The organism is Kitasatospora sp. NPDC036934, from assembly GCF_055608425.1.
The window spans coordinates 110,945-136,320 of the sequence record NZ_JBVJQR010000020.1 but is presented as its reverse complement, the minus strand read 5'-3'; the positions used below and the strand labels follow the sequence as shown (position 1 = coordinate 136,320).

General features: G+C 70.2%; 21 protein-coding genes and 1 pseudogene. 8 read left to right on the top strand and 14 right to left on the bottom strand.

All coding sequences use genetic code 11. The annotated features are described in order from the left end of the window. Positions 1–3: 3 nt before the first annotated feature. Together ACZ7BZ_RS27855 and ACZ7BZ_RS27850 are read left to right on the top strand one after the other, a co-directional pair. Complete coding sequence (locus ACZ7BZ_RS27855; protein WP_470360731.1) at positions 4–570, top strand: rhodanese-like domain-containing protein; 567 nt, start codon at positions 4–6, stop codon at positions 568–570. Positions 571–1,472: 902 nt separating this feature from the next. Then, on the top strand, positions 1,473–1,961 hold the full coding sequence (locus ACZ7BZ_RS27850) for a hypothetical protein (protein WP_470360730.1): 489 nt from the start codon (positions 1,473–1,475) through the stop codon (positions 1,959–1,961). A gap of 86 nt (positions 1,962–2,047) precedes the next feature. Here the strand turns inward: ACZ7BZ_RS27850 and ACZ7BZ_RS27845 are convergent, their stop codons facing one another. The 4 genes from ACZ7BZ_RS27845 to ACZ7BZ_RS27830 all read right to left on the bottom strand — a co-directional run bounded on the left by ACZ7BZ_RS27845 (position 2,048) and on the right by ACZ7BZ_RS27830 (position 7,041). Next, entirely contained in the window at positions 2,048–3,262 is a 1,215-nt protein-coding gene (locus ACZ7BZ_RS27845) for an MFS transporter (protein ID WP_470360729.1), read from the bottom strand. 101 nt (positions 3,263–3,363) lie between these two features. Further along, positions 3,364–5,130, bottom strand: a complete 1,767-nt coding sequence (locus tag ACZ7BZ_RS27840; RefSeq protein WP_470360728.1) for an FAD-dependent oxidoreductase — start codon at positions 5,128–5,130, stop codon at positions 3,364–3,366. Positions 5,131–5,162: 32 nt separating this feature from the next. Then, the gene (locus ACZ7BZ_RS27835) at positions 5,163–6,320 is read right to left on the bottom strand and encodes an FAD-dependent monooxygenase (RefSeq protein WP_470360727.1); all 1,158 of its coding nucleotides are present in this window, start codon (positions 6,318–6,320) and stop codon (positions 5,163–5,165) included. 49 nt (positions 6,321–6,369) lie between these two features. Then, positions 6,370–7,041: a cupin domain-containing protein gene (locus ACZ7BZ_RS27830; RefSeq protein WP_470360726.1), complete on the bottom strand. Its 672-nt coding sequence runs from the start codon at positions 7,039–7,041 to the stop codon at positions 6,370–6,372. 687 nt (positions 7,042–7,728) lie between these two features. Between ACZ7BZ_RS27830 and ACZ7BZ_RS27825 the strand changes: the two genes are divergently transcribed. After that, the gene (locus ACZ7BZ_RS27825) at positions 7,729–9,459 is read left to right on the top strand and encodes an acetolactate synthase large subunit (RefSeq protein WP_470360725.1); all 1,731 of its coding nucleotides are present in this window, start codon (positions 7,729–7,731) and stop codon (positions 9,457–9,459) included. Further along, positions 9,456–9,683: pseudogene (gene ilvN / locus ACZ7BZ_RS27820) on the top strand (acetolactate synthase small subunit); the annotation flags it as partial. The gene ACZ7BZ_RS27825 and the pseudogene ilvN, both read left to right, overlap by 4 nt. Before the next feature lie 90 nt (positions 9,684–9,773). On the opposite strand, the gene ACZ7BZ_RS27815 reads toward ilvN, so the two are convergent. From ACZ7BZ_RS27815 to ACZ7BZ_RS27795, 5 genes are all read right to left on the bottom strand, one after another. Then, a complete protein-coding gene (locus ACZ7BZ_RS27815) occupies positions 9,774–11,132 on the bottom strand; it encodes an alpha/beta hydrolase (RefSeq protein ID WP_470360724.1) in 1,359 nt (452 codons plus the stop codon). A gap of 200 nt (positions 11,133–11,332) precedes the next feature. Then, the gene (locus ACZ7BZ_RS27810; protein WP_470360723.1) at positions 11,333–11,788 is read right to left on the bottom strand and encodes a MaoC family dehydratase; all 456 of its coding nucleotides are present in this window, start codon (positions 11,786–11,788) and stop codon (positions 11,333–11,335) included. A 46-nt stretch (positions 11,789–11,834) separates the two neighbouring features. Beyond that, positions 11,835–13,334, bottom strand: a complete 1,500-nt coding sequence (locus tag ACZ7BZ_RS27805) for an acyl-CoA synthetase (protein ID WP_470360722.1) — start codon at positions 13,332–13,334, stop codon at positions 11,835–11,837. A 40-nt stretch (positions 13,335–13,374) separates the two neighbouring features. Continuing rightward, positions 13,375–14,268 carry an amidohydrolase family protein gene (locus ACZ7BZ_RS27800; RefSeq protein WP_380458310.1) on the bottom strand — a complete coding sequence of 298 codons (894 nt, stop codon included), beginning with the start codon at positions 14,266–14,268 and terminating at the stop codon, positions 13,375–13,377. 12 nt (positions 14,269–14,280) lie between these two features. After that, positions 14,281–15,183: an SDR family NAD(P)-dependent oxidoreductase gene (locus tag ACZ7BZ_RS27795; RefSeq protein WP_470360721.1), complete on the bottom strand. Its 903-nt coding sequence runs from the start codon at positions 15,181–15,183 to the stop codon at positions 14,281–14,283. A 123-nt stretch (positions 15,184–15,306) separates the two neighbouring features. Here ACZ7BZ_RS27795 and ACZ7BZ_RS27790 point away from each other — a divergent pair, with 123 nt between their 5' ends. Together ACZ7BZ_RS27790 and ACZ7BZ_RS27785 are read left to right on the top strand one after the other, a co-directional pair. Further along, complete coding sequence (locus ACZ7BZ_RS27790) at positions 15,307–16,119, top strand: PaaX family transcriptional regulator (protein WP_470360720.1); 813 nt, start codon at positions 15,307–15,309, stop codon at positions 16,117–16,119. Positions 16,120–16,440: 321 nt separating this feature from the next. Continuing rightward, entirely contained in the window at positions 16,441–16,914 is a 474-nt protein-coding gene (locus tag ACZ7BZ_RS27785; RefSeq protein WP_470360719.1) for a DIP1984 family protein, read from the top strand. Positions 16,915–17,222: 308 nt separating this feature from the next. Here ACZ7BZ_RS27785 and ACZ7BZ_RS27780 read toward each other — a convergent pair whose 3' ends face one another. The 5 genes from ACZ7BZ_RS27780 to ACZ7BZ_RS27760 all read right to left on the bottom strand — a co-directional run bounded on the left by ACZ7BZ_RS27780 (position 17,223) and on the right by ACZ7BZ_RS27760 (position 23,056). Further along, complete coding sequence (locus ACZ7BZ_RS27780; protein WP_229928387.1) at positions 17,223–17,999, bottom strand: 3-oxoacyl-ACP reductase; 777 nt, start codon at positions 17,997–17,999, stop codon at positions 17,223–17,225. Then, positions 17,996–19,369: an aldehyde dehydrogenase family protein gene (locus ACZ7BZ_RS27775; protein WP_470360718.1), complete on the bottom strand. Its 1,374-nt coding sequence runs from the start codon at positions 19,367–19,369 to the stop codon at positions 17,996–17,998. Before ACZ7BZ_RS27775 ends, ACZ7BZ_RS27780 begins: the two co-directional genes overlap by 4 nt. An 80-nt stretch (positions 19,370–19,449) precedes the next feature. Continuing rightward, on the bottom strand, positions 19,450–20,175 hold the full coding sequence (locus tag ACZ7BZ_RS27770) for a gamma-glutamyl-gamma-aminobutyrate hydrolase family protein (protein WP_470360717.1): 726 nt from the start codon (positions 20,173–20,175) through the stop codon (positions 19,450–19,452). Continuing rightward, entirely contained in the window at positions 20,172–21,530 is a 1,359-nt protein-coding gene (locus ACZ7BZ_RS27765; RefSeq protein ID WP_470360716.1) for a glutamine synthetase family protein, read from the bottom strand. Before ACZ7BZ_RS27765 ends, ACZ7BZ_RS27770 begins: the two co-directional genes overlap by 4 nt. Then, positions 21,527–23,056 carry an amino acid permease gene (locus ACZ7BZ_RS27760; RefSeq protein WP_470360748.1) on the bottom strand — a complete coding sequence of 510 codons (1,530 nt, stop codon included), beginning with the start codon at positions 23,054–23,056 and terminating at the stop codon, positions 21,527–21,529. Before ACZ7BZ_RS27760 ends, ACZ7BZ_RS27765 begins: the two co-directional genes overlap by 4 nt. Positions 23,057–23,404: 348 nt before the next feature. On the opposite strand from ACZ7BZ_RS27760, the gene ACZ7BZ_RS27755 reads away from it, so the two are divergent. Further along, on the top strand, positions 23,405–24,154 hold the full coding sequence (locus tag ACZ7BZ_RS27755) for a FadR/GntR family transcriptional regulator (protein ID WP_470360715.1): 750 nt from the start codon (positions 23,405–23,407) through the stop codon (positions 24,152–24,154). Between the two features lie 800 nt (positions 24,155–24,954). Then, positions 24,955–25,287 carry a hypothetical protein gene (locus ACZ7BZ_RS27750; RefSeq protein ID WP_380458290.1) on the top strand — a complete coding sequence of 111 codons (333 nt, stop codon included), beginning with the start codon at positions 24,955–24,957 and terminating at the stop codon, positions 25,285–25,287. The last annotated feature ends 89 nt before the right edge of the window (positions 25,288–25,376 follow it).

The following is a 25,376-nucleotide window of genomic DNA, read 5'->3' as shown; positions in this document are numbered from 1 at the left end:
CCCATGGCAACGCCCCTGACCGTCGAGCAGCTCCACCCCCGACTCGAGCAGCTCACCGTCATCGACGTTCGCTCCCCCGGCGAGTACGCCGGCGGCCACATCCCCGGCGCCCACAACATCCCCCTCGACCAGCTCGACCGGGCCATGCCCGCCCTGCGCGCAGCCGCCGAGCACGGCGCGATCGCCGTCGTCTGCGCCTCCGGTGCCCGCTCCCAGTCCGCATGCGAAAAGCTCGCCGCCACCGGCATCACCGCCCACACCCTCGTCGGCGGCACCTCCGCATGGGCCCAGAGCGGCCACCCCCTCAACCACCCCGAAGGCGCACGCGCCGTCTGGGCCATGGACCGCCAGGTCCGCTTCGTCGCAGGTTCCCTCGTCGTCCTCGGCATCGTCACCGACCTGGCGCTCCCCGGCGCCCGCTGGGTCTCCGCCGCCGTCGGAGCAGGCCTCGCCTTCGCCGCGATCACCAACACCTGCGCCATGGGCGCCATGCTCGGCAAACTCCCCTACAACCGCCCCCGCACCGGCACCCCCGACCTCGACACCACCCTCGCCGCCCTCCACCGGTAACCGCCCACCGCCGGGCACGCCGCACCGGCCGTGCCCGGCACACCGCCGAGACCATCGACAGCGCACCGACGGGACATCCATCCGACAGATTCTCGGAGGCTTCGCCCTCGACGCAGTACCGAGCCGACCCGAGCGAACAGGTCGAACCCGGCCATGCGCCCTCCCGCCGCGCCGCACCACCGCCCACGAGCTCGACGATCCCGAACTCACCATGACGTGCCCACCGAGGCCACCGCTGACCTCGGCGACCTGGTCCGTCGCGCTACGGGCCGGCGGCCCTCCCTCTCCCCGAGTGCGTACGGAGTGGACGACAGTGAGCCGTATCGGATGAACAGTCGGATCGTCCGGCGGTCGACCGGGTGGTGAGTGCTACAGAACGGAAACAGCGGTCCGGCAAAGCCTGTGCGGGCCAAGGTGCTGTGGGGCATTCTTCGGAACGACACTCCGATCGTTCACCGCCGCCTCACCGAACCCCCAGGAGTTCGCCGATGCACGAACAGCCGGACGGGACACCCGCCGAGCCGCCGGGGGGTACACCCCCGCAGCCCGACTATGCCCGGCCTGAGGACTACCCGCAGCCGGCGCCTGCGCAGTGGTATCCGCAGACCCCGTTCGCCCCCGGGCCGCCACCCACCGCGCGAGGCCCCCGTCGTACCGGCCTGTGGGTCGCGCTCGGCGTGGTCGGAGCGTTCCTCGCGGGCGGCGCAGCCTACGCCCTGACCTCTTCCGGTCACGGCGCCGGGCCCGCAGCCGCACCGGGCGCACCTCCCTTACCCGCCGGTTCGGCGGGCGGAGGCGGTACGGGGGGCGCGGACTCGACGCCGACCGGCGGAAGTCCGGGCGGACAATCGCCTGCTGCCGGGAGCCGGCCGTTGTCTCAACTCCGCTTGCCGGACTCGTTCATGAACATGGCCCGCAACGACGGCAGCACCATGGCGAAGCTGATGCGGCAGCAGGGCCAGGCGCTGGCGGCCAAGTACCCGGACGTTCACGCCACCGCCACGGCGTACCTGGGTGGCCGATTCGGTCAGAACTACGTCACCGTGATGGCGTTCGACAAGGACAGCGCCATCCCCGACCAGGCCCGCAGCCAGATCCTGGCGAGCACCTGGCGCCCGGTCAACGCGCCGGGCATGAGCGTGGTTCACGGACAGGTCAGCGACGCCGATCCCGGCCCTCTCGGCGGGACCTTGCAGTGCGCGGAGTCGTACACCAGGACCGCGACCACCGACGTCTTCGGCAACAGCGTGTACAGCGCGACCCAGTGCGTGTGGATCGACGCCAACACCTTTGTGGTGCTCGACATTTCGGATGCCGTGTCCGGACAGGACATCACCAAGGGTGCGGAGGTGGCCCGGGAGTTCCGTGCTGCGGCCGAGTCGAGTCGCTAGCCCGGTTCCCCCCTGCAGCGGTAACGGCGTTCGGCCCCTCGTGCCCTGCCGGGAGGCGGTTGGGGCAGGAGGGGCCGGGGGCCGGATCATCCAGTTGTCGCGGTCCGCCCTGGCCTCAGTTCCGTCAGGTAGTAGAGGCCCGCCACCAACGGGAAGGCGATACCGCACCACGCGATGCCCACCCAGCCGTAGTTGTCGTACACGACGCTGGCCACGGCCGAGCCGACCGCGCCTCCGCAGAAGAAGATCGCCATGTAGAGACCGTTCAGACGGCTGCGGATCTCCGCGCCCAGGGAGAAGATCGCACGCTGCCCCAGCACCAGGTTGCACGACACCCCGACGTCGATCAGGAGCGCCGCGACGAACAGGACGGCGACCGTGTGTCCGCCACTGGCGAACACCAGGGCGAACGAGACCACGACAGCCAGGATCGCGAAGGCCGTCGCCGGTTGCGTCAGGCCGCGGTCGGCGAAGCGGCCCGCGAACGGCGCGACGAAGGCGCCCAGGATCGCCGCCAGCGAGAAGACCGCGATGCCGACCTGGCTCAGGCCGCACGCCGGACTCGCCAGGATCAGTGGCACAGCGGTCCAGAACAGACTGAACGCCCCGAACAGCATGGCGTGGTAGAACGCCCGTCGCCGCAGGATCGGCGTACCGACGAGCAGTTGCCCCATCGACCGCAGCAGCACGGGGTAACGGACGGAGGTAGTCGGCTTCCGCTCCGGAAGGACCGAGCGCAGGATCACGGCGAGCACCAGCATCAAGCCGGCGGAGAGCGCGAACACCGCACGCCAGCCGAGCAGGTCCGTCGTCATGCTGGAGACCGGACGGGCGAGCAGGATGCCCATCAGCAGGCCGCTCATGACGTTGCCGACGACCTGTCCACGGGTTTCCTCCGGGGCCAGGTGCGCCGCGAAGGGCACCAGCATCTGCACCACGACCGAACTCAGGCCGATCACGAGCGAAGCGGCGAGGAACAGGCCGGCGTTCGAGGCGGCCGACCCGGCCAGCAGCGCCACCGCACAGGCCGCCAGGGTGACCATGATGAGACGGCGGTTCTCGAAGATGTCGCCCAGGGGAACCAGCACGACAAGACCGACGCCGTAGCCGATCTGAGTCAGGGTCACCACGAGGCTGTAGGCACTTGCGTGCAAGCCCACATCCGGGCCGATCAGACCCACCACGGGCTGCGCGTAATAGATGTTCGCCGCGACCGCACCGCAGGCCAGCGCCATGAAGAAGGTGAGTCGGCGCGATATGCCCAGCTGTGCCGGTTTGCTTGTTGCGCTCTCAGTATCCATTGCTCTCTCGATAGGATTGATGCTCGCATCGACCGGGCCAGGCGTTCCCCGGTGGGCGGGGAACGCCTGGCCATCGACGGGGGTGATGTTTCCGGAGCTGGTCAGCCCACCCCGGTCACGCGCTGCTCCGGCACTCGCCCGAGAATCTCGCACAAGGCCGTGCGCAGCGAGTCCACGGCCTCCGTGGAATCCGTCTTACGCCAGGCGACGAATGCGTCCGGGCGTACCAGAAGGCAGCCGTCCTCCGGTATCTCCGTGACGTTGGCCCAGTCACCGTAGAGATCCTGCAGGGTGTGGCCCGGGCCGATGACGTGCGCGGCGATCTCGATGTCCAGCTCTTCCGAGACCTGCCGGGCGGCGTCCAGCCAGCTGTGCCCGTTCAGCCCGGTCAGCAGGGAGAACCGGCCCTTTCCCACCACGTCCAGGCTCGACACCTGCGTACCGTGCCGGTCGAGCCACGCATGCGGCAGGCGCGCGCCGGGCCGGCTGGATGCCTGGTAGTACAGTTCGGGATCGCGCTGCCAGGCCGGCTGTGCGGTGCCGTCCGGGCGGACGGCGTCGGACTCGTAACGGTGATTGAATTCGGCGCCCTGCGTGGCGAACTCGTAGGACTTGTGCTCGATGGCCTCGCGCAGCATCTTGCGCTTCTCGGCGCCCTCGGCGGAATTCTCCTTCAGGACGGACATGTTGGCACGCATGCGGTCCGCGTCCAGGTTCGCGTCCAGGCCGAGCGCGGCGAAGACTCCGCCGAAGTCCTCGATGCTCTTGTTCGCACGCTCGACGATCTGCTTGCCGACCGGCGGGCGTTCCTGGTCGTACGTGCTCAGCAGCCGGTCCGTGGCCTGACCCTTCAGGACCATCGCCATCTTCCAGGTCAGGTTGTAGGCGTCCTGGATCGACGTGTTCGAGCCGAATCCGTTGGACGGCGGGTGACGGTGCACCGCGTCGCCCATACAGAACACCCGTCCCTGGGAGAACTTGGTGGCGTACATCTGGTTCACCGTCCAGGTCGACACCGAGCGGATGGTGATGTCCACGTCGGGGTCCCCGATCAGCTGGCGGGCGATGCCGACCGCATCGATCTCGGAGACGTCGGGCTCACCCGCGCTCATGTCGTAGCCCCACACGATCTGCCACTCGTTCCACGGCCTGACCATACGGAGGAGGCCCATGCCGATGCCCCCGACGTTGGCACCCGGCTGCATGATCCACCAGAGATAGCCGGGACGGTGCGCCACCAGGTGGGAGAGATCCGCCCGCAGAATGATGCTGATGCTGCCGGCGAGCCCCATGTGGCCTTCCATGGGCAGGCCGATCTGCTCCGCCACGCGGCTGTTGCTGCCGTCCGCCCCGATCAGGTACTTGGCCCGGATCGTGTAGCGCTCGTTCTTCAGCCTGTCCAGGACGAGCGCGGTGACACCGTGCTCGTCCTGCTCGAGGCTCAGGAACTCCGTGTCGAACCGCACATGGCTGCCGCGTTCGGCGGCGTTGGCCAGCAGGATGGGTTCGAGCAGGTTCTGCGGCAGGTCGCACTGTTCGGCGGGGCTGGTCATCGCGTAGTCGCTCTGCCGCTGCGGCCGGTTGGCGCCGTAGGGCAGTCGGCCCAGTTCCTCGCCCGTCAATCCGGTGCAGAAGACGACGTTGCCCATCACCTCCTTCGGGGCGGCCTTGGCGATGACCTCGTCCGCCACGTCCAGATCCCGGAAGACCTCCATCGTGCGCTGGTTCTGGTAGTGCGCACGCGGACTGTCGGCGAGCCAGCGGTACTTCGTGATGACGAGGTTGTCGATGCCGTACGTGCTCAGCATCAGTGCCGAGGACGACCCCGCCGGGCCGCTCCCGACGACCAGGACGTCAGTGTCGTACACGCGATTTTCTCCTGAATTCATTTCCACCCGGTTCATGTGACGTTGAGGGTGCCGGACCGGTCCGGCACCAGCTCGGTGTTCATCGCGTCGTAGTCGAACACCCAGGCGGGGTCTTCGGCGTCCTTGAGCCACGAGTTCGCCGAGGACACGGCCTGGACCCGGCTGGTGCGTTGCCTGCGGCTCTCGGCGTAACGCCAGAGCGCTTCCTCGATCTCGTCCTCGGCTTCCAGGCAGCGCAACAGCAGTGCGCCGTCCTCGATGGCCATGGCCGCCCCCTGGGCCATGTGCGGCCGCATGGGATGGCAGGCGTCTCCCAGCAGGCCGATTCGCCCTCGGCCCCACTGCTGCAACGGCGGGCGCTCGAAGAGCGGCCACTTGCTCAGGGCCTCGGCTGCGTTCAGCAGGCCGAGCACCTCCTCGCAGGAGCCGGCGAAGGCCGCCAGCATCTCGTCCTGGTCGCCGGGGACCCAGGACTGCGGATACGTCCACGCCTCAGCCGGTGCACCGGCGACGAAGTAGTAGTCATCAGTCCCGGAGTCGGTCGGGTAGCCGATGACGAACCGGTCCTCCGACCACCACTTGGTGATGCACGTCCGGTCGACCGGGACCGGGACACCCGCCGGCACGGCGGCCCGGTACGCGATCTGGCCGGAGAAGCGCGGGCGTTCGGCGCCGTGCATCGCCTCACGGACCCGGGAGCCCAGACCGTCGGCGCCGATTGCACAGGAGGCGTCGGCGGTGCTCCCGTCGGCGAAGCGCATCCGCACCCCCTCGCCGGCCTCCTCGACCCCAACGAGTCGCTTGCCGTACCGGACGCTGCCCGGCCGCAGGGCGCCGAGCAGTTCCCGGTGGAGAACGCCCCGGCTGACGGTGAGATAGGGCGCCCCGTACCTCTTCTCGGCCCGCTCGCCGAGCAGCAGCGTGCACCTGACGGAATGCGAATCCAGATTCCGGCTGGTGAACGATTCGGGCAGGCGCCCGGACCTGACGAGTGCGTCACCGACCCCGATGTGGAACAACACGCGCATCACATTGGGAGTCAGATGTATCCCCGCGCCAGCGGGCTCGAACCTGTCCGCCTGCTCGAATACCTCCACAGCATATCCGGCTCGCTGCAGCAGCGCGGCAGTCGCGGCTCCGCCCAGCCCGCCGCCGACGACGGCGATGGATTTCTCTTTATCGACGCCCATGGGGCTCCAGACCTTTCATGCGTTTTCTCCCGGACTCGACGGCGGGAAACTATCCGTGCGCCTCAAGCTCGTCGTACATCAGATTCAGCAGCGCCGAACGCCGGTCGCTGGGCAGCCAATCCGGCCGGTCCTCCACGACGTCCTTGACGAAATCCCAGAAGTCGGTGCTCTGGCTGATGCCGTAGTCCCGGGCCATGGTGACCAGGCGGATGCGGGACAGGAAATCCGGCTCCTCCAGCTCCTCCTTGCTGGACACCACCTTCCCGGCGTTCATGAAGTACGGGAGGATCGAGCTCTCGGGCGTGTCCGGGGACCAGACCAACCACATCTCCTGGGTGACGCCGGTGGTGTTGACGAAACCATGCGTGTGGTTGCGCGGAACGTAGAGCAGCTCCTTCGGGCGCATCGGCAGCAGGGCGACCGTCTCCTTGTCGGCGCCGTTGCCCGGAGTGATGTCCAGGTCCGGGAACTCGTTGGGGCCCACGAAGATGCTGAACCCGCCGTTGGGCGCGTAGAACCATTCGTCGGTGCGGTGGTGGATGTGCGGAGGCGGGCCGACGTGCGGCGGCACGGTCAGTTTGGAGAACAGGTACTTGCCGCCGTTGCTCTCGCCGGTCTGCACGAAGTCGAAGACCTCGCCCGCCGGGCCCAGGACCAGCGGCTTCTCCGGGCCGGGCTTGATCTCCGGGAAGTCGAATACTTCGTAGTCTGCGCTCGTCATGTCACTTTTCTGAATCGGAGGTCGGCATCGGAGTCAGGGTGAGGAACGTCCGTAGTCCGCTCGGCCCGCTCGGCGCGTGGCCATCGACGGGAATCCGGGCGCAGCCGTGCCCGGCGGTGAAACGAGAGGGCCGCGCCGTGGAAGGCCAGAGGCGTCAATGAAACGCGAGACGAGCAGTCGGCAGATAGTGGCCGAGGCTCGTGACCTTGAAAGTTGTACAAATCCCAGATGGCTGTAGATGGACCACTGGGTGGCGATGCAGGATGCCCCAATCCCGATATGCGTCGTAATTTAGCCCAGCCTGGCGGTCCGGCGCAAGACGTCCAGCGAATTCAGAGCCAAGCTCCGGTTATGTCCGAATTGCTGACGATGCCTGGGAATGGGTGCGATCGTTCTGGGTTGCATCGCCACTCGACGGGCAGATAGGCTGCGGCCGAACATTTCCCGTCCTCTGTCACGAGGACGTACCTGAGCCGTCACCAACGGACTCGCTCCGCTCCGACGAGAGTTCAGATCCGCCGGAGCCGCCGGGCGCGTTGTCGCCATCCGACACCGCTCTTGCCGCGCCACACCGTGGCCATTTCCGGGCCCACCGTCCGTGAACTGCAGCCTCTTCGCGCCGCACTTCGAACAAGTCTGCGAACGGGCGTCTCTTCCCACCCGAGCCAAGCCGACAGGATCGAATAGATGAGCGAACGAATGACGGGCGCCCAAGCCCTGGTCAGGGCCCTGGAGCATGCCGGAGTCGACACAGTGTTCGGGTTTCCGGGCGGCCAGATTCTGCCCGCCTACGACGCGCTCTACGACTCCGTCAGAATCCGGCACGTGCTGGTCCGGCACGAGCAGGGAGCCGGCCACGCCGCGGAAGGGTACGCCCAGGCGACCGGCAAGGTCGGCGTCTGCATGGCCACCTCCGGCCCGGGCGCCACGAACCTGGTCACCCCGATCGCCGACGCGTACATGGACTCCGTCCCGATGGTCGCCGTCACCGGCCAGGTGCCGAGCAGCGTGATCGGCACGGACGCCTTCCAGGAAGCCGACATCTGCGGCATCACCCTGCCGATCACCAAGCACAACTTCCTGGTGACCGACCCCGACGAGATCCCGCGCACCATCGCGGAAGCGTTCCACCTCGCCTCCACCGGCCGTCCCGGTCCGGTCCTGGTCGACATCTCCAAGGACGCGCTGCAGGCACGCACCGGGTTCCGCTGGGAACCGGTGACCCACCTGCCGGGCTACCGGCCGATCACCCAGCCGCACAGCAAGCAGATCCAGGAGGCGGCCCGGCTGATCTCCGCAGCCGAATGCCCCGTGCTGTACGTCGGCGGCGGAGTCCACAAGGCGGGCGCCTCCGCGGAGTTGCTCCGCCTGGCCGAGCTGACCGGCATTCCGGTCGTCACCACCCTGATGGCCAGGGGCACCTTCCCCGACGGGCACCCGCTCCACATGGGGATGCCCGGCATGCACGGCAGCGTCCCCGCGGTGGGCGCGCTGCAGCAGGCAGACCTGCTCATCGCCTTGGGCGTGCGGTTCGACGACCGGGTCACCGGGCAGCTGTCCTCGTTCGCGCCACGGGCCAAGGTCATCCACGCGGACATCGACCCGGCGGAGATCTCGAAGAACCGGGTGGCGGACGTCCCGATCGTGGGTGACTGCAAGGAGGTCATCGCCGGCCTCGTCCAGGCGATCGACCGCCCCGGTGACTACGTCAAGTGGCGCGCGCAGCTCGACCGGCTGAAGGCGACCTATCCGTTGGGGTACGAGGACTACGAGGACGGCTCGCTGGCCCCGCAGTACGTCCTGGAGCGGCTCGGCTCCATCGTCGGGCCGGACGCCCTGTACGTGGCCGGCGTCGGGCAGCACCAGATGTGGGCGTCCCAGTTCATCGGCTTCGAACGGCCCGGCTCCTTCATCACCTCCGGCGGCCTGGGCACCATGGGGTTCGCGGTGCCCGCCGCGATGGGCGCCAAGATGGGCCGGCCTGACACGGTGGTCTGGGCGATCGACGGAGACGGCTGCTTCCAGATGACCAATCAGGAGCTGGCCACCTGCGTGGTCGAAGGCGTGCCGATCAAGGTCGCGCTCATCAACAACGGCAAGCTCGGCATGGTCCGCCAGTGGCAGGGGCTCTTCTACGGCCAGCGGTACTCCAACAGCGATCTGCAGATGGCCCGGCACATTCCCGACTTCGTGAAGTTGGCGGAGGCGTACGGCTGCGTCAGTCTGCGGTGCAGCCGGCCCGAGGACGTGGACGACACGATCGCCAAGGCGATGCAGATCAACGACGTGCCGGTGGTGGTGGACTTCATCGTCCACGAGGACGCCATGGTCTGGCCCATGGTCCCGGCCGGGACCAGCAATGACGACATCAGGATCGCCCGGGACATGACGCCGAACTGGGAGAGCGACAACTCATGAGCAAGCACACCCTGTCGGTCCTGGTCGAGGACAAGCCCAGCGCGCTGACCCGGATCACCGCTCTCTTCAGCAGGCGCGGTTTCAACATCGACTCCCTCGCCGTCGTCTCGGCCGAGCAGTCAGGCCTCTCCGAGGTCACCCTGGTGGTCAACGCGGACGACCGGGCGCTGGAGCAGGTGACCAAGCAACTCGACAAGCTCGTCAACGTGCTGAGCGTCACGGAAGCCGGCTGACGGAACAGAACGAACGAGGCTCCCCGGCCGGTCGAGCGAGATGTCCCACCTCGCGAACAACCGGCCGGGGAGCCTTCGGGTTCAGCGGACGCCGGACAGCTGGGCGGGGTTCCAGCCGGTGAAGGCGGCTCCGTCCAGGTTGAGCGCGGCGGCGCGGCTCTGCAGGGCGTCGGGAGTGGTGACGGTACCCCAGGAGCCGTAGATCAGACGCTGTTCCAGCGCGTGCAGGCCGGCCACGATCTCCGCGGTGGTGAAGTTGCAGTGGCCCTGCCTGGCGACGAACGCCTGCCGGAGCAGGTCTCCCGTTCCCGACGCCTGGACGCGCGCGGCGTACGCGTTCTCCTGCTCGACCGGGACCAGCTGGTCGGCGGTGGTGTGCAGGGTCAGCATCGGGACGCCCAGGGAGGCGACCGTGGAGGTGGCGGTCAGGTTGGCCCGGGCCGTACCGGAGGCCGTGATGTCGGCGCCCGCGCTGAGGGCGGCGGTGTCGGCGTTCAGGTCGAGGCCCGCCGCACTGTAGAGGGCCCGTACCTCGTCGGCGTGCCAGGACTTGGTCAGCAGAGCCGTGTAGTCGACGCCCTTGGTGTAGGCGGGATTGCCTCCCGCGGACTGCTCGACGGCGTAGCGGCCGGGGATGATGAAGTTCAGCACGCCCTGCTGCAGCCACTGGTACTGCTGCGCTTCCTGGTTCGCGTAGTCGGTCGGGGCGGGCGGGGCCTGGCCCGGGGCCCAGGCCGCCTGGTTGAGGTAGGCGGCCGCGAGGGCGATCCGGGCGCGCCCGGCCGGCGTCTGCTGTGCGGAGTTGACGGCGGCCGTGAGGCGGTCGGCCAGCGCGGAGGCGCTGGCGCCGTCGCGCAGGTTGACCAGCTGCGGCAGGTCGGCGCGGTCGAAGAACCAGGCCAGGGTGTATTCGGCGTCGAGCTGGTAGTCCTCCAGGTCGACGCCCCCGGCGACGAGTCCGCACACGTTCAGCGCGCCGTCGATGCGGCCGGCGCCGTCCCGGGCGATCTCGGCGTTGACCAGGCCGCCCATCGAGGCGCCGATCGAGACCACGTGGACGGGCTGGCCGGCGGTGCTGCCGAATGCGGTGATGGTGGCGTACTGGTCCTGCTCGGCGGACTTGAGGGCCCAGGCCGACCCGTGCGGGTCGAAGGAGGAGCCGGCCAGGGCGTAGCCCTCGGCGAGGAGTTCGGTCGCGGCGGCGCCGGACGGGGCGTCGGCGGCGGTGAGGGAACCGAAGCCGTGGCTGAACAGCAGCAGGATGCCGTTCCACTGGGCCGGCTTGTCGGCGATCCAGGTCGCACCGTCCGGCAGGGTGCCGCTGTAGTGGGTGGTCGCGGTGACGGCGGCGGCCGGGGCGGTGGCAGCGAGCGCGGTCGGGAGAGCGAGGGCGGTGGCAGCGAACAGCGCTGTCAGGGCCCGGCGGGGCGATCGGGGCACGCGGGCTCCATCACGGTAGAGGCGGGTGGTGGTGGCGCGCTGCAAATGTAGGGCGGATTTCTTGCGGCCGTCAATAAGTTGCCCACTATGCGGCCGCGCCCGGCCGGCGCGAGCCGGTGCTGATCCGCCCCGCCCCGCCCCAGGAACGGCGAGAGCGGCCACCCCGACCGGGGTGGCCGCTCTCGCCGTTCGGGCCGCGCTCAGGCGTAGAAGCGGTAGACGGCCTGGGCCACCACTGCGGGCTTGGCCTCGCCGTCGATCTCGATCGTCAGGTCGACGGTCACCTCGACCCCTCCCTTCACCTCGGTGACCGAGGCGATCGCGCCATGGGCGCGGATCTTGGCGCCGACCCGGACGGGGGCGGGGAAACGGACCTTGTTGAGGCCGTAGTTGACGGCCATCCCGACGCCCTCGACCTGCAGCAGTTCGCTCCACAGCGGGATGAGCAGCGAGAGGGTCAGATAGCCGTGGGCGATCGGGGCGCCGAACGGGCCACTGGCGGCGCGTTCGGGGTCGACGTGGATCCACTGGTGGTCGTCGGTGGCGTCCGCGAAGGTGTTCACCCGGCTCTGGTCGATCTCCAGCCACCGGCTGTGGCCGAGGTCCGCGGAGCCGAGGGCGAGCAGGTCGGTGAGGCCGTGGACGGTGCGGGGCACGTGGGGTCCTTCCTGACGGGCGCGCCCGGGGCGCGCGAGGAGCGGGTCAGCCCTGCCCGTGGGCGGCGCGGATCGGCCCCTTGAGGAGCTTTCCCGCGCCGCCGTGGGGCAGCGCGTCGGTGAAGCGCACGGATTTGGGGATCTTGTAGCGGGCCAGCCGGCCGTCCAGGTGGGCGAGCAGGTCCTCGGCGCTCGCGGTGGCGCCGGGTCGCAGGACCACGACGGCGCGGCCGACCTCGCCCCACTTCTCGTCGGGGACGCCGAACACGGCGCACTCGGCGATCGCGGGGTGTTCCAGCAGGGCGTCCTCCACCTCGGCCGGGTAGATGTTCTCCCCGCCGGAGATGATCATGTCCTTGAGCCGGTCCACCAGCCGGATGTGACCGGCCTCGTCCTGGACGGCGATGTCACCGGAGCGGAACCACCGGCCGTCGTGGTACGCGTCGGCGGTCTCCCGTGGCAGCTGCCAGTAGCCGGGTGTGACGTTGGGGCCGCTGACCACCACCTCCCCGGGCTCGCCCACCCCGGCCTCCGCACCGGTGGAGGAGAGCAGGCGGACATCGGTGAAGAAGTGCGGCGTGCCCGCACTGCCCGCGTGCTCCAGGGCGTCCGCGCGGTCGAGCAGCAGCACGCCGGGCGCCGCCTCGGTCATGCCGTAGCCCTGGACGAACGCCAGGCCGAGGTCGAGGTAGGTGCGGATGGTGCGCGCCGGTACGGGCGCGCCGCCGCAGAGCAGGTTCCGCACGCTGCTCAGGTCGGCCTCGGCCCAGCCGGGCGCCTGGGCCATCGCCTCGTACATCGCCGGGACGCCGAACAGGCAGGTGATCCGGTGCTCGGCGATCAGCGCGAGGGTGCGTTCGGCGTCGAACCCCGCTTCGAGGACGACGGTGCCGCCCTTGAGCAAGGTCGGCAGGCAGGTCATGTTGAGCGCGGCGGCGTGGAACAGGGGTGCGCTGACCAGGGTGACCTCACGGCCGGACAGGTCGACGTCGACCAGTACGTTGAGGCTGTTCCAGACGACGTTGCCATGTGTCAGCAGGGTGCCCTTGGGGCGGCCGGTGGTCCCCGAGGTGTACATGATCATGCACAGGTCCTCGTGGGTCACCGGCAGGTCGAGCGGCTCGTCGGGAGCGCCTGCGAGCAGCGCCTCGAACTCCTCCCCCTCGACCTCCCACACCTTCGATTCGTGCGCCAACTCGCTTAGTAGGGCTAATTCCTGACGCACAGTCAGGAGAATGCGGCTACCGCAGTCGCGGAGCTGGTAGCTCAGCTCCGGCGGAGCCAGACGGGTGTTGAGCGGGACCAGGACGGCGCCCAACTGCCCTGCGGCGAAGAGGGTCTCCAGGAATGCAGGATGGTTGGGCCCGAGGAACGCCACCCGGTCGCCGCGGCGCACTCCCCGCAGGTGCAGCAGGTGGGCGAGCCGACTCGACCTGCGGTGCAGCTCGGCGTAGCTGGTGGACCGGCCCTCGTGGAGCAGGGCGGTGAGGTGCGGCGTCTTGCGTGCCCGGCGCGCGGGCCAGGAACCGATGCCTTCGTTGTGCAACGCGGGACTCCCCCTGTCTGTATCGGTGCCGCCGTCCGCGTCACTGCCGCTTGTCGAGGCCGAGCAGGCGGGCGGCGTTCTCCTTGAGGATCTTCGGCCGCACCTCGTCCTTGATCGGCAGCTGCGCGAAGTCGGCCAGCCAGCGGTCCGGGGAGATGAGCGGGTAGTCGGAGCCGAACAGCACCTTGTCCTGGAGCAGGCTGTTCGCGTACTTGACCAACTGCGGCGGGAAGTACTTCGGCGACCAGCCGGACAGGTCGATGTAGACCTGCGGCTTGTGGGTCGCCACGGCCAGCGCCTCGTCCTGCCAGGGGAAGGAGGGGTGGGCGAGGATGATCGGCATGCCCGGGAAGTCCGCCGCGACGTCATCCACCAGCATCGGGTTCGAGTACTTCAGGCGGATCCCCCCGCCGCCCGGCGCGCCGGCGCCGATACCGGTCTGCCCCGTGTGGAAGACCGCGATGGCACCGGCCTCCTCGATCGCCTCGTACAGCGGGTAGGCGAACCGGTCGTTGGGGTGGAACGCTTGCACGTTCGGGTGGAACTTGAAGCCCCGGACCCCGAACTCCTCCACCAGCCTGCGGACTTGCCGGACTCCTGCCCGGCCCTTGTGCGGGTCGATGCTGGCGAAGGGGATGAGCACGTCGGGGTGGCGGCGGGCCGCCTCGGCGATCTCCTCGTTGGGGACGGCCGGAGTGCCGGTGGCGGCCTCGGCGTCCACGGTGAAGACCACGCAGGCCATCCTGCGCTCACGGTAGTGCGCGGCGATCTCCGGCAGGGTCGGCCGGCGGTGGTCCGCGTGGAAGTAGGCGCCGGCCGCGGCGTCGAGTTCCTCGGAGAGCGAGCCCTGGCCGTTCTCCGAGATCTCGGCGTGGGTGTGGACGTCGATGGCGACGAGTTCGTCGAGCAGCAGACGAGGTCCCTGAGAAGTCATCGGGCGGCCGCCTCAGATCCGCGGAGCCGGTATGCCGAAGGTCTCGGGCACCCGTCCGACCGAGACCGGCCAGGCGGCGGCGATCGCGTCGGCGCTCCATCCGCCGTCCGCGTAAGCGACCGAGACCTCCTGCGGGTGCGACCACAGGGCGAGCTTGTCGCCGCCGATGCCGACGCACTGCCCGGTGACGGCCGCGGCCGCGTCGGAGGCGAGGTAGACGACGAGGGAGGCGACGTCCTCGGCGGTGCCGAAGCCCTCGCCCTTGCGCAGGCTGTCCGGCAGCGGGGTGCCGTGCTGCTCCAGCGCCTCGACGTACGGGGCGAAGGCAGGGATGGTCCTGGTCATCGCGGTGGCGGCGACGGGGATCACCGCGTTGGCGGTGATCCCCGCCTTCGCCAGCTCCATCGCCCAGGTGCGCACCATGGCCGCGATCCCGGCCTTCGCGGCGGCGTAGTTGGTCTGGCCGAAGTTGCCGCGCTGGCCCGCCGGGGAGCCGGCGACGATGACGCGTCCGCCCTCGCCCTGCTCGCGCATCCGGGCCACGGCGGCCCGGACGCAGGTGAACGTCCCGCGCAGGTGGACCTGGACGACCGTGTCGAAGTCCTCGTCGCTCATCTTCCAGAGCACCCGGTCGCGCAGGACGCCGGCGTTGGTCACCATCACGTCCAGCCGACCGAACGCCTCCACCGCGCGCGCGGTGAGCGCCTCGGCGGTCTCCGTGGTGCCCACCGCGCCGACCTCGGCGACCGCGCGACCGCCGGCGGCCTCGATCTCCTTCACCGCGCCTGCGGCGGCCTCCGCGTCCACGTCGTTGACCACGACCGCCGCGCCTGAGGCGGCAAGCGCCTTGGCGTAGGCGAGCCCGAGGCCGCGACCGCTGCCGGTGACCACGGCGACCTTGCCGTTCAGATCCATGGGGACTTCTCCTTCGGGGCGTGACACTGCGGCTAAACGTAGGCACGTGAATGTCGGCCGTCAAGTATTTGCCTAATATCGAGGTGGTCCGCACAGCACGGGCACTGGTTCTAGGCTGTGCCCGTGATCGACCTTGACCCGGCTCCGCGCCCCCAGTCGCTAATGCTCACCTTCTTCGGCATCCACGTCCTGGGGCGAGACGTCGCCCTGTCCTCGGGCTGCGTCATCGAGATCTTCGGACGGGTCGGCGTCACCGAGGAGGCCGTCCGCTCCACGCTGACGCGGATGGTCAACCGCGGCCTGCTCACCCGGTACCGGCAGGGGCGGAAGATGTACTTCGGGCTCACACCACGCGCCGTGGCCGTCCTGAAGGACGGTCACGACCGGGTCTGGAGCACGGGCGCGGTCAACCGGGACTGGCGCGGGCAGTGGACCCTGGTCGGCTTCTCCCTGCCGGAGGCGTGGCGCCGCCAGCGCCACGACCTCCGCTCCCGGCTGACCTGGGCCGGGTTCGGGCCGCTCCAGAACGGGCTGTGGGTGGCACCGGGCGTGGTGGACGTCGCCGAACTGCTCGGCGACCTCGGCCTCGACGCCCACCTGCGGGTGTTCCGGGGCACGGTGCTGGCGCCGACCGAGGTCTCGCAGGTGGTGGAGTCCGCCTTCGACACCGAGGCCATCGCCGACGGCTACCGCGCGTTCCTGCACCGGTGGAGCGGCCGCACGACCGAATCCGACGACCCCTTGCGCCGACAACTGCTCGTCCACGCCGACTGGCTCGAACTCGTACGCCGGGACCCACTGTTGCCAGCCGAGCACCTCCCGGCCGACTGGCCCGCGATCCGGGCGGAGGAACTGTTCCACACCATCGCCCGGGAGGTCGCCGACGCGGCGGCCCACGAGGCCGCGCAGCGGGTGGACGCGATCGCCACGACGTGACCTCCCCGACCATCCCCGTAGCGCCGCGCGCTCCGGCCGACCTGATCGAGGGGCTGCTGTCGGACCTGCGAAAGAAGAGCGCATGGACGATGTCCGCACGAGCGGGCCATCTCACCCCCTCGCGGATCCAGGTTCCTGAACGCGGCGTCGTGGTCGGCGGACGCGCTGCTGGACGAGCTGCGCGCCTATGTGGCCGTACCCGGGGGGCGGGGTCGTGGTGCAGGTGTTCGTCGGTCGGCCGGGCCCACCCCCCACCGTGCTGATCCGGCACCGACGTGCATACTTGCCGGACGATCAGTAGGACATAGAGGTGATGACGCGGTGAAACTGGCTGAAGCGCTCGCCCAGCGCGCGGCTGCGACGCGGCGGGTGGAGCAGTTGCGGGCACGCGTCGTCGGCAGCGCCCGCTACCAGGAGGGCGAGGAGCCGGCCGAGAACGCGGCGGAGGTCCTGGCCCAGGCCGGAGAGGTGCTGGACGAGCTGGAGCGGCTGATCCGTCAGATCAACCGGACCAACTCGACCGCCGTCATCGAGGGTGGCGGCACCCTTACCGACGCCCTCGCCCGCCGCGACGTCCTGCGGCTGCGCCACTCGGTGACCACCGCGGCGGCCGACGCCGCCTCCGGACGCGACCAGCGCGGAGCCGTACGGCAGCTGCGGTCCGAACTCAGGATCATCTCCGCCCTGCCGGTCGCCGAGCTCCACGCCCAGGCGGACGCCCTGGCCAAGGAGATCCGTGAGGTGGACACCCTGATCCAGCGCACCAACTGGGAGATCGACCTGATCGAGGACTGACCCCACGGGCTGGGTGTGGGAAGCAGGTAGTCGCCACGGAGGCGTGCACACACCGCGGGCCGGCGGTTCATCCGGTCCTTGGCGCGCGAAGAGCAGCGCAGGGGTTCGATTCCTCACCGACACTGCAGCTCAGCACCGCGTACAAGTGACGGTGCACACCGCACAGTTCATCACCATGTGCAGATCCGGGCGACGAGGGCGGGAACGGGGCGCCCCACACCCGGAGCGAGGGCCGTGCACACCAGCACGGCCCTCGCTCCTTCTCTCCCGGGAACCCCCGGAGCCCCCGGAGGCCGCGACTACGGGTGCTACTGCGGGGTCACGTAGGCGCCGGAGATGCCACCGTCGACGAGGAAGGTGTTGGCGGTCATGAAGGAGGAGTCGTCGGAGGCGAGGAAGGCCACCGCGGCGGCGATCTCCTCGGGCTCGGCGAAGCGGCCCAGCGGGATGTGGACCAGGCGGCGGGCGGCCCGCTCCGGGTCCTTGGCGAAGAGCTCCTGGAGCAGCGGGGTGTTCACCGGGCCGGGGCAGAGGGCGTTGACGCGGATGCCCTCGCGGGCGAACTGCACGCCCAGTTCGCGGGACATCGCCAGCACTCCGCCCTTGGAGGCGCTGTAGGAGATCTGCGAGGTGGCCGCGCCCATCACGGCAACGAACGACGCGGTGTTGATGATCGAGCCCTTGCCCTGGCGCTGCATGTGCGGGATCGCGTACTTGCAGCACAGGTAGACGCTGGTGAGGTTGACCTCCTGGACGCGCTTCCAGGCGTCCAGGCCGGTGGTGAGGATGGAGTCGTCGTCCGGCGGGGAGATGCCCGCGTTGTTGAAGGTGATGTCGAGGCGGCCGTACTCGTCGACGGCGCGCTGGAAGAGGTCGCGCACCGCGGCCTCGTCGGTGACGTCGGCCTGGATGAACAGGCCGCCGACCTCGTTCGCGGCCTTGGCCCCGGTCTCCGGGTCGAGGTCGACGCAGACCACCTTCGCGCCCTCGGCGGCGAAGCGGCGGGCGGTCGCCAGGCCGATGCCGCTGCCGGCACCGGTGATGACGGCCACGCGGCCGTCGAGTCGCTGGGTCATGCTGATCATTCCTCCGTGGAGATGAAGACGTTCTTGGTCTGGGTGAAGGCGTCGAGGGCGTCCGGGCCGAGCTCGCGGCCGAGGCCGGACTGCTTGAAGCCGCCGAACGGCGTGGTGTAGCGCACCGAGGAGTGCGAGTTGACGGAGAGGTTGCCGGCCTCGACCCCGCGCGAGACCCGCAGGGCGCGGCCGAGGTCCCTGGTCCAGACGGAGCCGGACAGGCCGTACGCGGTGGCGTTGGCGATGCGCACGGCGTCCTCTTCGTCGCGGAACGGGACGACGGCGACGACCGGGCCGAAGATCTCCTCGGTGTAGGCGCGGTCGTCGTGGCGCACGGGTGCGAGGACGGTCGGCGGGTACCAGAAGCCGGGCCCGTCGGGGGCGCTGCCGCGGAAGGCCACGGCCGACGCGTCCGGGACGTACGAGGAGACCCGCGCGCGGTGGGCGGCCGAGATCAGCGGGCCCATCTCGGTCTTCTCGTCGGCCGGGTCGCCGACCCGCACGCCGCGCACGGCCGGCTCCAGGAGCGCCATGAAGTCATCGAACACGGAGGCCTCGACGAGGATCCGGGAGCGGGCGCAGCAGTCCTGGCCGGCGTTGTCGAAGACGGCGTAGGGCGCGGTCGCGGCGGCCTTGGCGAGGTCGGCGTCGGCGAAGACGATGTTGGCGCTCTTGCCGCCGAGTTCGAGGGTGACGGGCTTCACCTGGGCGGCGCAGCCCGCCATGATCTCCTTTCCGACCCGGGTCGAGCCGGTGAAGACCACCTTGCGCACGTCGGGGTGGGTGACGAAGCGCTGCCCGACGACGGGCCCGCGGCCGGGCAGGACCTGGAGCACGCCCTCGGGGATCCCGGCCGCCAGCGCGAGTTCGGCCAGGCGCAGCGCGGTGAGCGGGGTGAGCTCGGCCGGTTTGACGATGACGGTGTTGCCTGCGGCGAGCGCCGGGGCGAGGGCCCAGGCGGCGATCGGCATGGGGAAGTTCCAGGGCACGATGACCCCGACGACGCCGATCGGTTCCTGGAAGGTGACGTCGATGCCGCCGGCGACGGGGATCTGTCGGCCGAACAGGCGCTCGGGGGCGGCGGCGTAGTACTCGATGACGTCCCGCGCGTTGCCCGCCTCCCAGCGGGCGTTGCCGATGGTGTGCCCGGCGTTGGCGACCTCCAGGGCGGCGAGGTGCTCGCGGTCGGCGTCGACGGCGGCGGCGAAGGCGCGCAGCAGCCGGGCACGATCGGCGGGGGCCACCCGGCGCCAGCTGTCGAAGGCGGCGCGGGCCCGGGCGACGGCGGCGTCGGTCTCGGCGAGACCGGCCAGTTCGACGGTGGTGATCACCTCCTCGGTGGCGGGATTGACGACCTCGAAGAGGTCCGGTTCGGTCATCGGGCGGTCTCCCTCTGGCTGGCGGACTGGCTGGCGTACTGGCTTGCGGACCGGCCGGCGGACTGGCTGATCGTGAGGAACTAGCGGGCGGTGACGGACTGGCCGGCGGTGACGAGCGCGGCGGTGATGAGCGCGTGGAACAGGCGCAGGTCGTCCGGGTCGGTCTCCGGGTGCCACTGGACGCCCAGGGCGAAGCGGTGGCCGGCCAGTTCGAGCGCCTCGACCGTGCCGTCGGCGCTGTGCGCGGTGGCCCGCAGGCCGGTGCCGATCCGGTCGACGGCCTGGTGGTGGTAGCAGGAGACCTCGGTGGCGGGCCCCAGGACGGCGGCGAGCCGACTGCCGTCCGCCAGGGCGACCCGGTGTCGGACGTAGCGGGCGGGGGCGGTCCGGTGGCTGTCGTCGGGCAGGTGCTGGAGGAGGGTCCCGCCGAGTACGACGTTGAGCAGCTGCATGCCGCGGCAGACGCCGAGCAACGGGAGGTCCCGGGCGAGGGCGGCGCCGAGCAGCCGGCTCTCCCAGTCGTCGCGGGCGTGGTGGGGCGGGCCGGTGCGCGGGTGGGGGGCCGCCGCGTAGCGGGCCGGGTCGACGTCCGGTCCGCCGGCGAGGACGAGTCCGTCCAGGGCGTCGAGCAGGTGGCCGGCCGCGCCGGGCTGGGGCGGCAGCAGCACCGGGGTGCCGCCCGCGCGGACGACGGCGTCGACGTACGTCTGGGGCACGAGGGAGGCGCGCTGGTTCCAGACGGACCAGGCGGCGTCGTCCTGGTAGCTACTGATGCCGATCAGCGGTCGGCGATCCTCGCGGGTCACAGCCGCTCGAATCCGCGGCGCCGCTCCCAGTCGGTCACCGCCCTTTGGTAGGAGGCGAGTTCGGTGCGCCCGGCGTGGGTGTAGTGCCGGACGACGTCCTTGCCGAACGCCTCGGTGGCGACGGCGCTGCGTTCGAAGGCGTCGACCGCGTCGCGCAGGGTGGCGGGCACCCGGGGCGCGTCGGAGGCGTAGGCGTTGCCGGTGAACTCCGGCTGGAGTTCGAGCTGTTGCTCGACGCCGTGCAGGCCGGCGGCGATCAGGGCGGCGACCGCGAGGTAGGGGTTGACGTCGCCGCCGGGGACGCGGTTCTCGAAGCGCAGCGACGGGCCGTGGCCGACCACGCGCAGGGCGCAGGTGCGGTTGTCGCGGCCCCAGGCGATGGCGGTGGGCGCGAAGCTGCCGGGGACGTAGCGCTTGTAGGAGTTGACGGTGGGGGCGAACAGCAGGGCGAAGTCGGCGAGGCAGGCGAGCTGGCCGGCGAGGAAGTGCTCCATGGTGCGGGAGAAGCCGTGCGGGCGGTCGCCGGCGAAGACCGGGGCGCCCTGTTCGTCGCGCAGGCTCAGGTGGATGTGGCAGGAGTTGCCCTCGCGTTCGTCGTACTTCGCCATGAACGTGAGGCTGCAGCCCTCCTGGACGGCGATCTCCTTGGCACCGGTCTTGTAGACGGCGTGGTTGTCGCAGGTGGTGAGGGCGTCGGCGTACTTGAAGGCGATCTCGTGCTGGCCGAGGTTGCACTCGCCCTTGGCGGACTCCACGGTCAGGCCGGCGCCGGCCATGCCGTTGCGCAGGCGGCGCAGCAGCGGCTCGATGCGCCCGGTACCGAGGATGGAGTAGTCGACGTTGTACTGGTTGGCCGGGGTGAGCCGGGCGTAGTCCTTGTCCCAGGCCTGTTCGTAGCTGTCCCGGAAGACGATGAACTCCAGCTCGGTGGCGGCCTGGGCCTGCCACCCGTAGCCGGCCAGGCGGTCGAGCTGGCGCTGGAGGACCTGGCGCGGGGAGACGGCGACCGGGGTGCCGTCGTGGTGGACGACGTCGCACTGGACCATGACGGTGGCGGGGTGCCAGGGGATGGACCGCAGGGTGGCGAGGTCGGGGCGCAGCGTCAGGTCGCCGTAGCCGTTCTCCCAGGAGGAGACCTCGTACCCGTCGACGGTGTTCATGTCGACGTCGACGGCCAGCAGGTAGCCGCAGCCCTCGGCGGCGCCGGGCACGACGTCGTCGAGGAAGTACTCGGCGGCGACGCGTTTGCCCTGGAGGCGCCCCTGCATGTCGGTCATGGCGAGCACGACGGTGTCGACGGACCCGTCGGCGACGCGGCTGCGCAGTTCGTCGAGGGTGAGCCGGGGGGTGGTCATCGGGTCTCCGGTTCGGTGTCGGACGCGGACGGTACGGGCGGCACGGGCGGTACGGGCGGCGCGGACAGTACGGGCGGTGCGGACAGCTCGGCGCCGAAGTGGGGCCCGGCCAGGAGCTCGGACTCGCCACCGAGGTGCGGCCCCGTGAACCAGTGCCGGGCGGAGGCCAGCCACCACACGCCGGCGAAGCCGACGACCACGGCCACCGCGACCGGGGTGTAGTTGAAGCTCTCGGCGGTGATCGGGCTGGCGGTGGGCAGCATGAACAGAACGGTGATCACCGCCGTCCAACCGACGGCGACGACGCCGATCGGCCGGCTCCAGCGGCCCAGGTGCCAGGGGCCGCGCGGGAAGTCCTCGCCCTGGCGCAGCCGCAGGTACACCGGGATGACGTACGAGATGTAGAGGCCGATGACCGAGATCGAGGTCACGGCCGTGTAGGCGGTGTTGTTCCAGAGCGCGGGCAGTCCGAGCAGCAGCGCGCCACCGGTGGCCAGCCAGACCGCGTTGGTCGGCGTCCGGGTGCGCGGGGAGATGCGGTGCCAGAGGCGGGAGCCGGGCAGCGCGCCGTCGCGGGAGAAGGCGTAGATCATGCGGGAGTTGGCGGTGACGGAGGCCATTCCGCAGAAGAACTGGGCGCCGATGACGATGAGCAGCAGGAACTGGGCGCCACCGGAGCCGATCGCGTCGATGAAGATCTGCGCGGGCGGGACCTGGGTGTCGCTGTTGAGCGCGCCGTCGTAGTCGCGGATCGCGAAGGTGATGCCGAGCAGCAGGATCCAGCCCGCCACCAGGGAGACGGTGATGGCGTTGACGATGCCGCGCGGACCGGAGCGGGCGGCGTCCTGGGTCTCCTCGGTCATGTGCGCGGAGGCGTCGTAGCCGGTGAGGGTGTACTGGGCCATCAGCAGGCCGAGCATCGCGACGTAGAACTGGCTGTGGAAGCCGGTCCGGTTGACGAACTCGGTGAGGACGAAGGAGGCGGAGGCGTGCCGCTCGGGGAGCAGCGCGAGCGCGCCGACGATGATCGCGACGCCGATCAGGTGCCACCACACGGACACGCTGTTGAGGACGGCGACCAGGCGCACCCCGAAGGTGTTGAGCAGGCCGTGCACCAGCAGGATGACCGCGAAGATCTCCATGGTGTGCGCGGGGGTGGCCGCGACGCCGAAGCGCAGCTCCAGGAACGCGTTGGTGAAGAAGGCGGCGCCGTAGTCGACACTGGCGGTCACCGCGACCTGGCCGAGGAAGTTGAACCAGCCGGTGAACCAGCTCCAGGCCGGGCCGCGGCTACGGCTGCGGGTGAGCTTGGCGGACCAGTAGTAGAGCCCGCCGGCCGTCGGGTAGCTGGAGCAGATCTCGGCCATCGCGAGGCCGACGCAGAGCGTCAGCAGGCCCACCACCGGCCAGCCCCAGATGATCAGGGCCGGGCCGCCGGTCTTCATCCCCGTCCCGTAGAGGGTCAGGCAGCCGGACAGGATCGAGACGATGGAGAACGAGACGGCGAAGTTGGAGAAGCCCGACATCGAGCGGGCCAGCTCCTGGGTGTAACCCAGCTCGCGGAGGCGTTGTTCGTCGGCGGAAACCGGGGAGGAGTCCACCGGAAACACGACGGAGCCAGGGTGGTCGGGTGAGCGTGCGTCGGTCATGGGCACCCCTGGGGGTTGAGGGTGTGCCGGGGTGCGCGCGGCCACGACGGCGTGGCGCACCCGCCCCGGCGGGTTCGACGGTCGAACGGCTCTTCGGACAGCTCTTCAATGGTCTAAAGTCAGACCATTTGGTGGGTGAGCAGCATCGTTCCGGCTGGACGGTGGCCACGTCAAGGGCAGGACGGGAACGAGTGCGGGATATCCGTTCACAGGTACGATTCCGGCGTGGACGTGGACGTAGCACGTGAGCAGGCGCGGCTCGACTGGGACGCCGGGGCGATCTTCCGCCCGATCCGGACCGGCAACGCCTTCGAGGAGACCGTCGAACGGCTGCTCCAGGCGATCAAGCTCGGCGTCTTCGGCCCCGGCGACCGACTGCCCGCCGAACGCGACCTCGCCGCCCGGCTCGGCGTCAGCCGCGAGACCCTGCGCGAGGCGCTCCGGACGCTCCAGCAGGCCGACTGCGTCGAGCCCCGCCGCGGCCGCTACGGCGGCACCTTCGTCACCTACCGGATGCCCGAACCGGACGTCGCCGACCTGCGCCGCGCCGCCCGCGACCTCGGCGGCGCGCTGGAGGACGCGCTGACCTACCGGCAGGTCCTGGAGGTCGGCGCCGCCGAGGCCGCCGCCCGGCGCCCCCTCTCCCCCGAGCAGCGCGCCCACCTGCAGGACCGGCTGACCGAACTGGACGGGGCCCCGGCGGAGCAGTACCGCCAACTGGACTCGCGCTTCCACCTCGCCATCGGCGAACTCACCGGCTCCCCCGCCCTCGCCGCGGCCATCGCCGAGGCCAGGATGCGCCTCAACGACCTGCTGAACGCGATCCCCATGCTGGACCGCAACATCGAGCACGCCGCCGAACAGCACCGCGCCATGGTCCGGGCGATCCTCGACGGCGACGGCGACGCCGCCCGCCGCGCCACCGAGGAACACCTCGCCGCCACGGCCTCCCTGCTGCGCGGCTTCCTGGCCTGACACCCCGGAGCCACCGCCCAGCCGGCCCCGACCGGGGTCCTGTCGGCACCGGGCCGGGCAATGACGGTCAAGGCAGAAGGCAGGCATCCGCTCGGCATTCCGCTCTCCAAGCGGTGTGCTCGCGAATGATTTCGCCGATCCGGTGGGGAAGCCCGGGAGAGAACAGCGTGTGCCCCATACCGGGAATCGGCGCACCCTCCGCGCCTCAAGAGCGCGCCGCCGGAGCCATCACCATCCGGCGCCACGGCCACGAGGTCCGCCACACCCCTCACCCCGTTCGGACCCGACCTCCTGCCGAACAATCCCGAGGCGCAGGCGACTTGGCACCCTCCCCGCTGCCCCAGGGGTGGTTTCGCGCCGCACCTGCCCTTGCGTTCGGTCTCCGTGGCGTTCCCCGTACGGGAGGGCGAGGCCGACCACCAGTGTGGCTCGGCACAGCGTGACGTCGGCGCCACCGGCAGGACGCAACTGGGGGCTCGCAAGTGCGGCGGACGGGTGCCGCGCCGTTCGTCGGACGGTCGCGGTGCGGGGTGGACCGGCCGGGCGGGGCCGACCCGGACGGCGGTCTTGACACGCCGGACGTCCGGCCGACATGCAGGCCGGCACCGAACAGATCTCGCCACTTGAATCGTTCGACCACCATGAGGATTTGACATCGCTTTTCCTGTTCAAGGGTCGAACAAGGGAGAGTGTTTGCATTAGAAATGCCGCCTTCTGGCCATTTCATCGCAACCGTCTACCGTCTCCACCATTCACAATCCTAGGGTTGTTCCATCCGATCCATTTGGACACGAAGGAGGATGATCATCATGCGCACTCGGAAGCGAGTCGCGGCGTTCGCCCTGGCCACGGCCCTGGCCGGTGCGGGATTCGTCGGCATCTCCTCGACGTCGGCCTCCGCCACCACGACGGCGTTGAGCTGCAGCAACAAGCAGTTCTTCACCGGAAGCGGAGGTCATGCGGGCGCGTCGATCAGGTGCACCGGCGGGCCCTTCGTTGCGGATGTGACGTGCTACAAGCCGGGTTACGGCCGTTACCACCACTACGGCAACCGCGTCGAAAGCGGTGGAACCTCGACCGTCTGGTGCGACCTGAACGCCACCGCGGAGAACGTGACGGGCCGCGCCTCCTGAGTTCCCGAGACTGAGGGACCGGACCATCTGCACCGCAGGATGAACTCCGAAGGCCCGGAAGAACGAACGCGGCGCCGCACCCCCGAGGT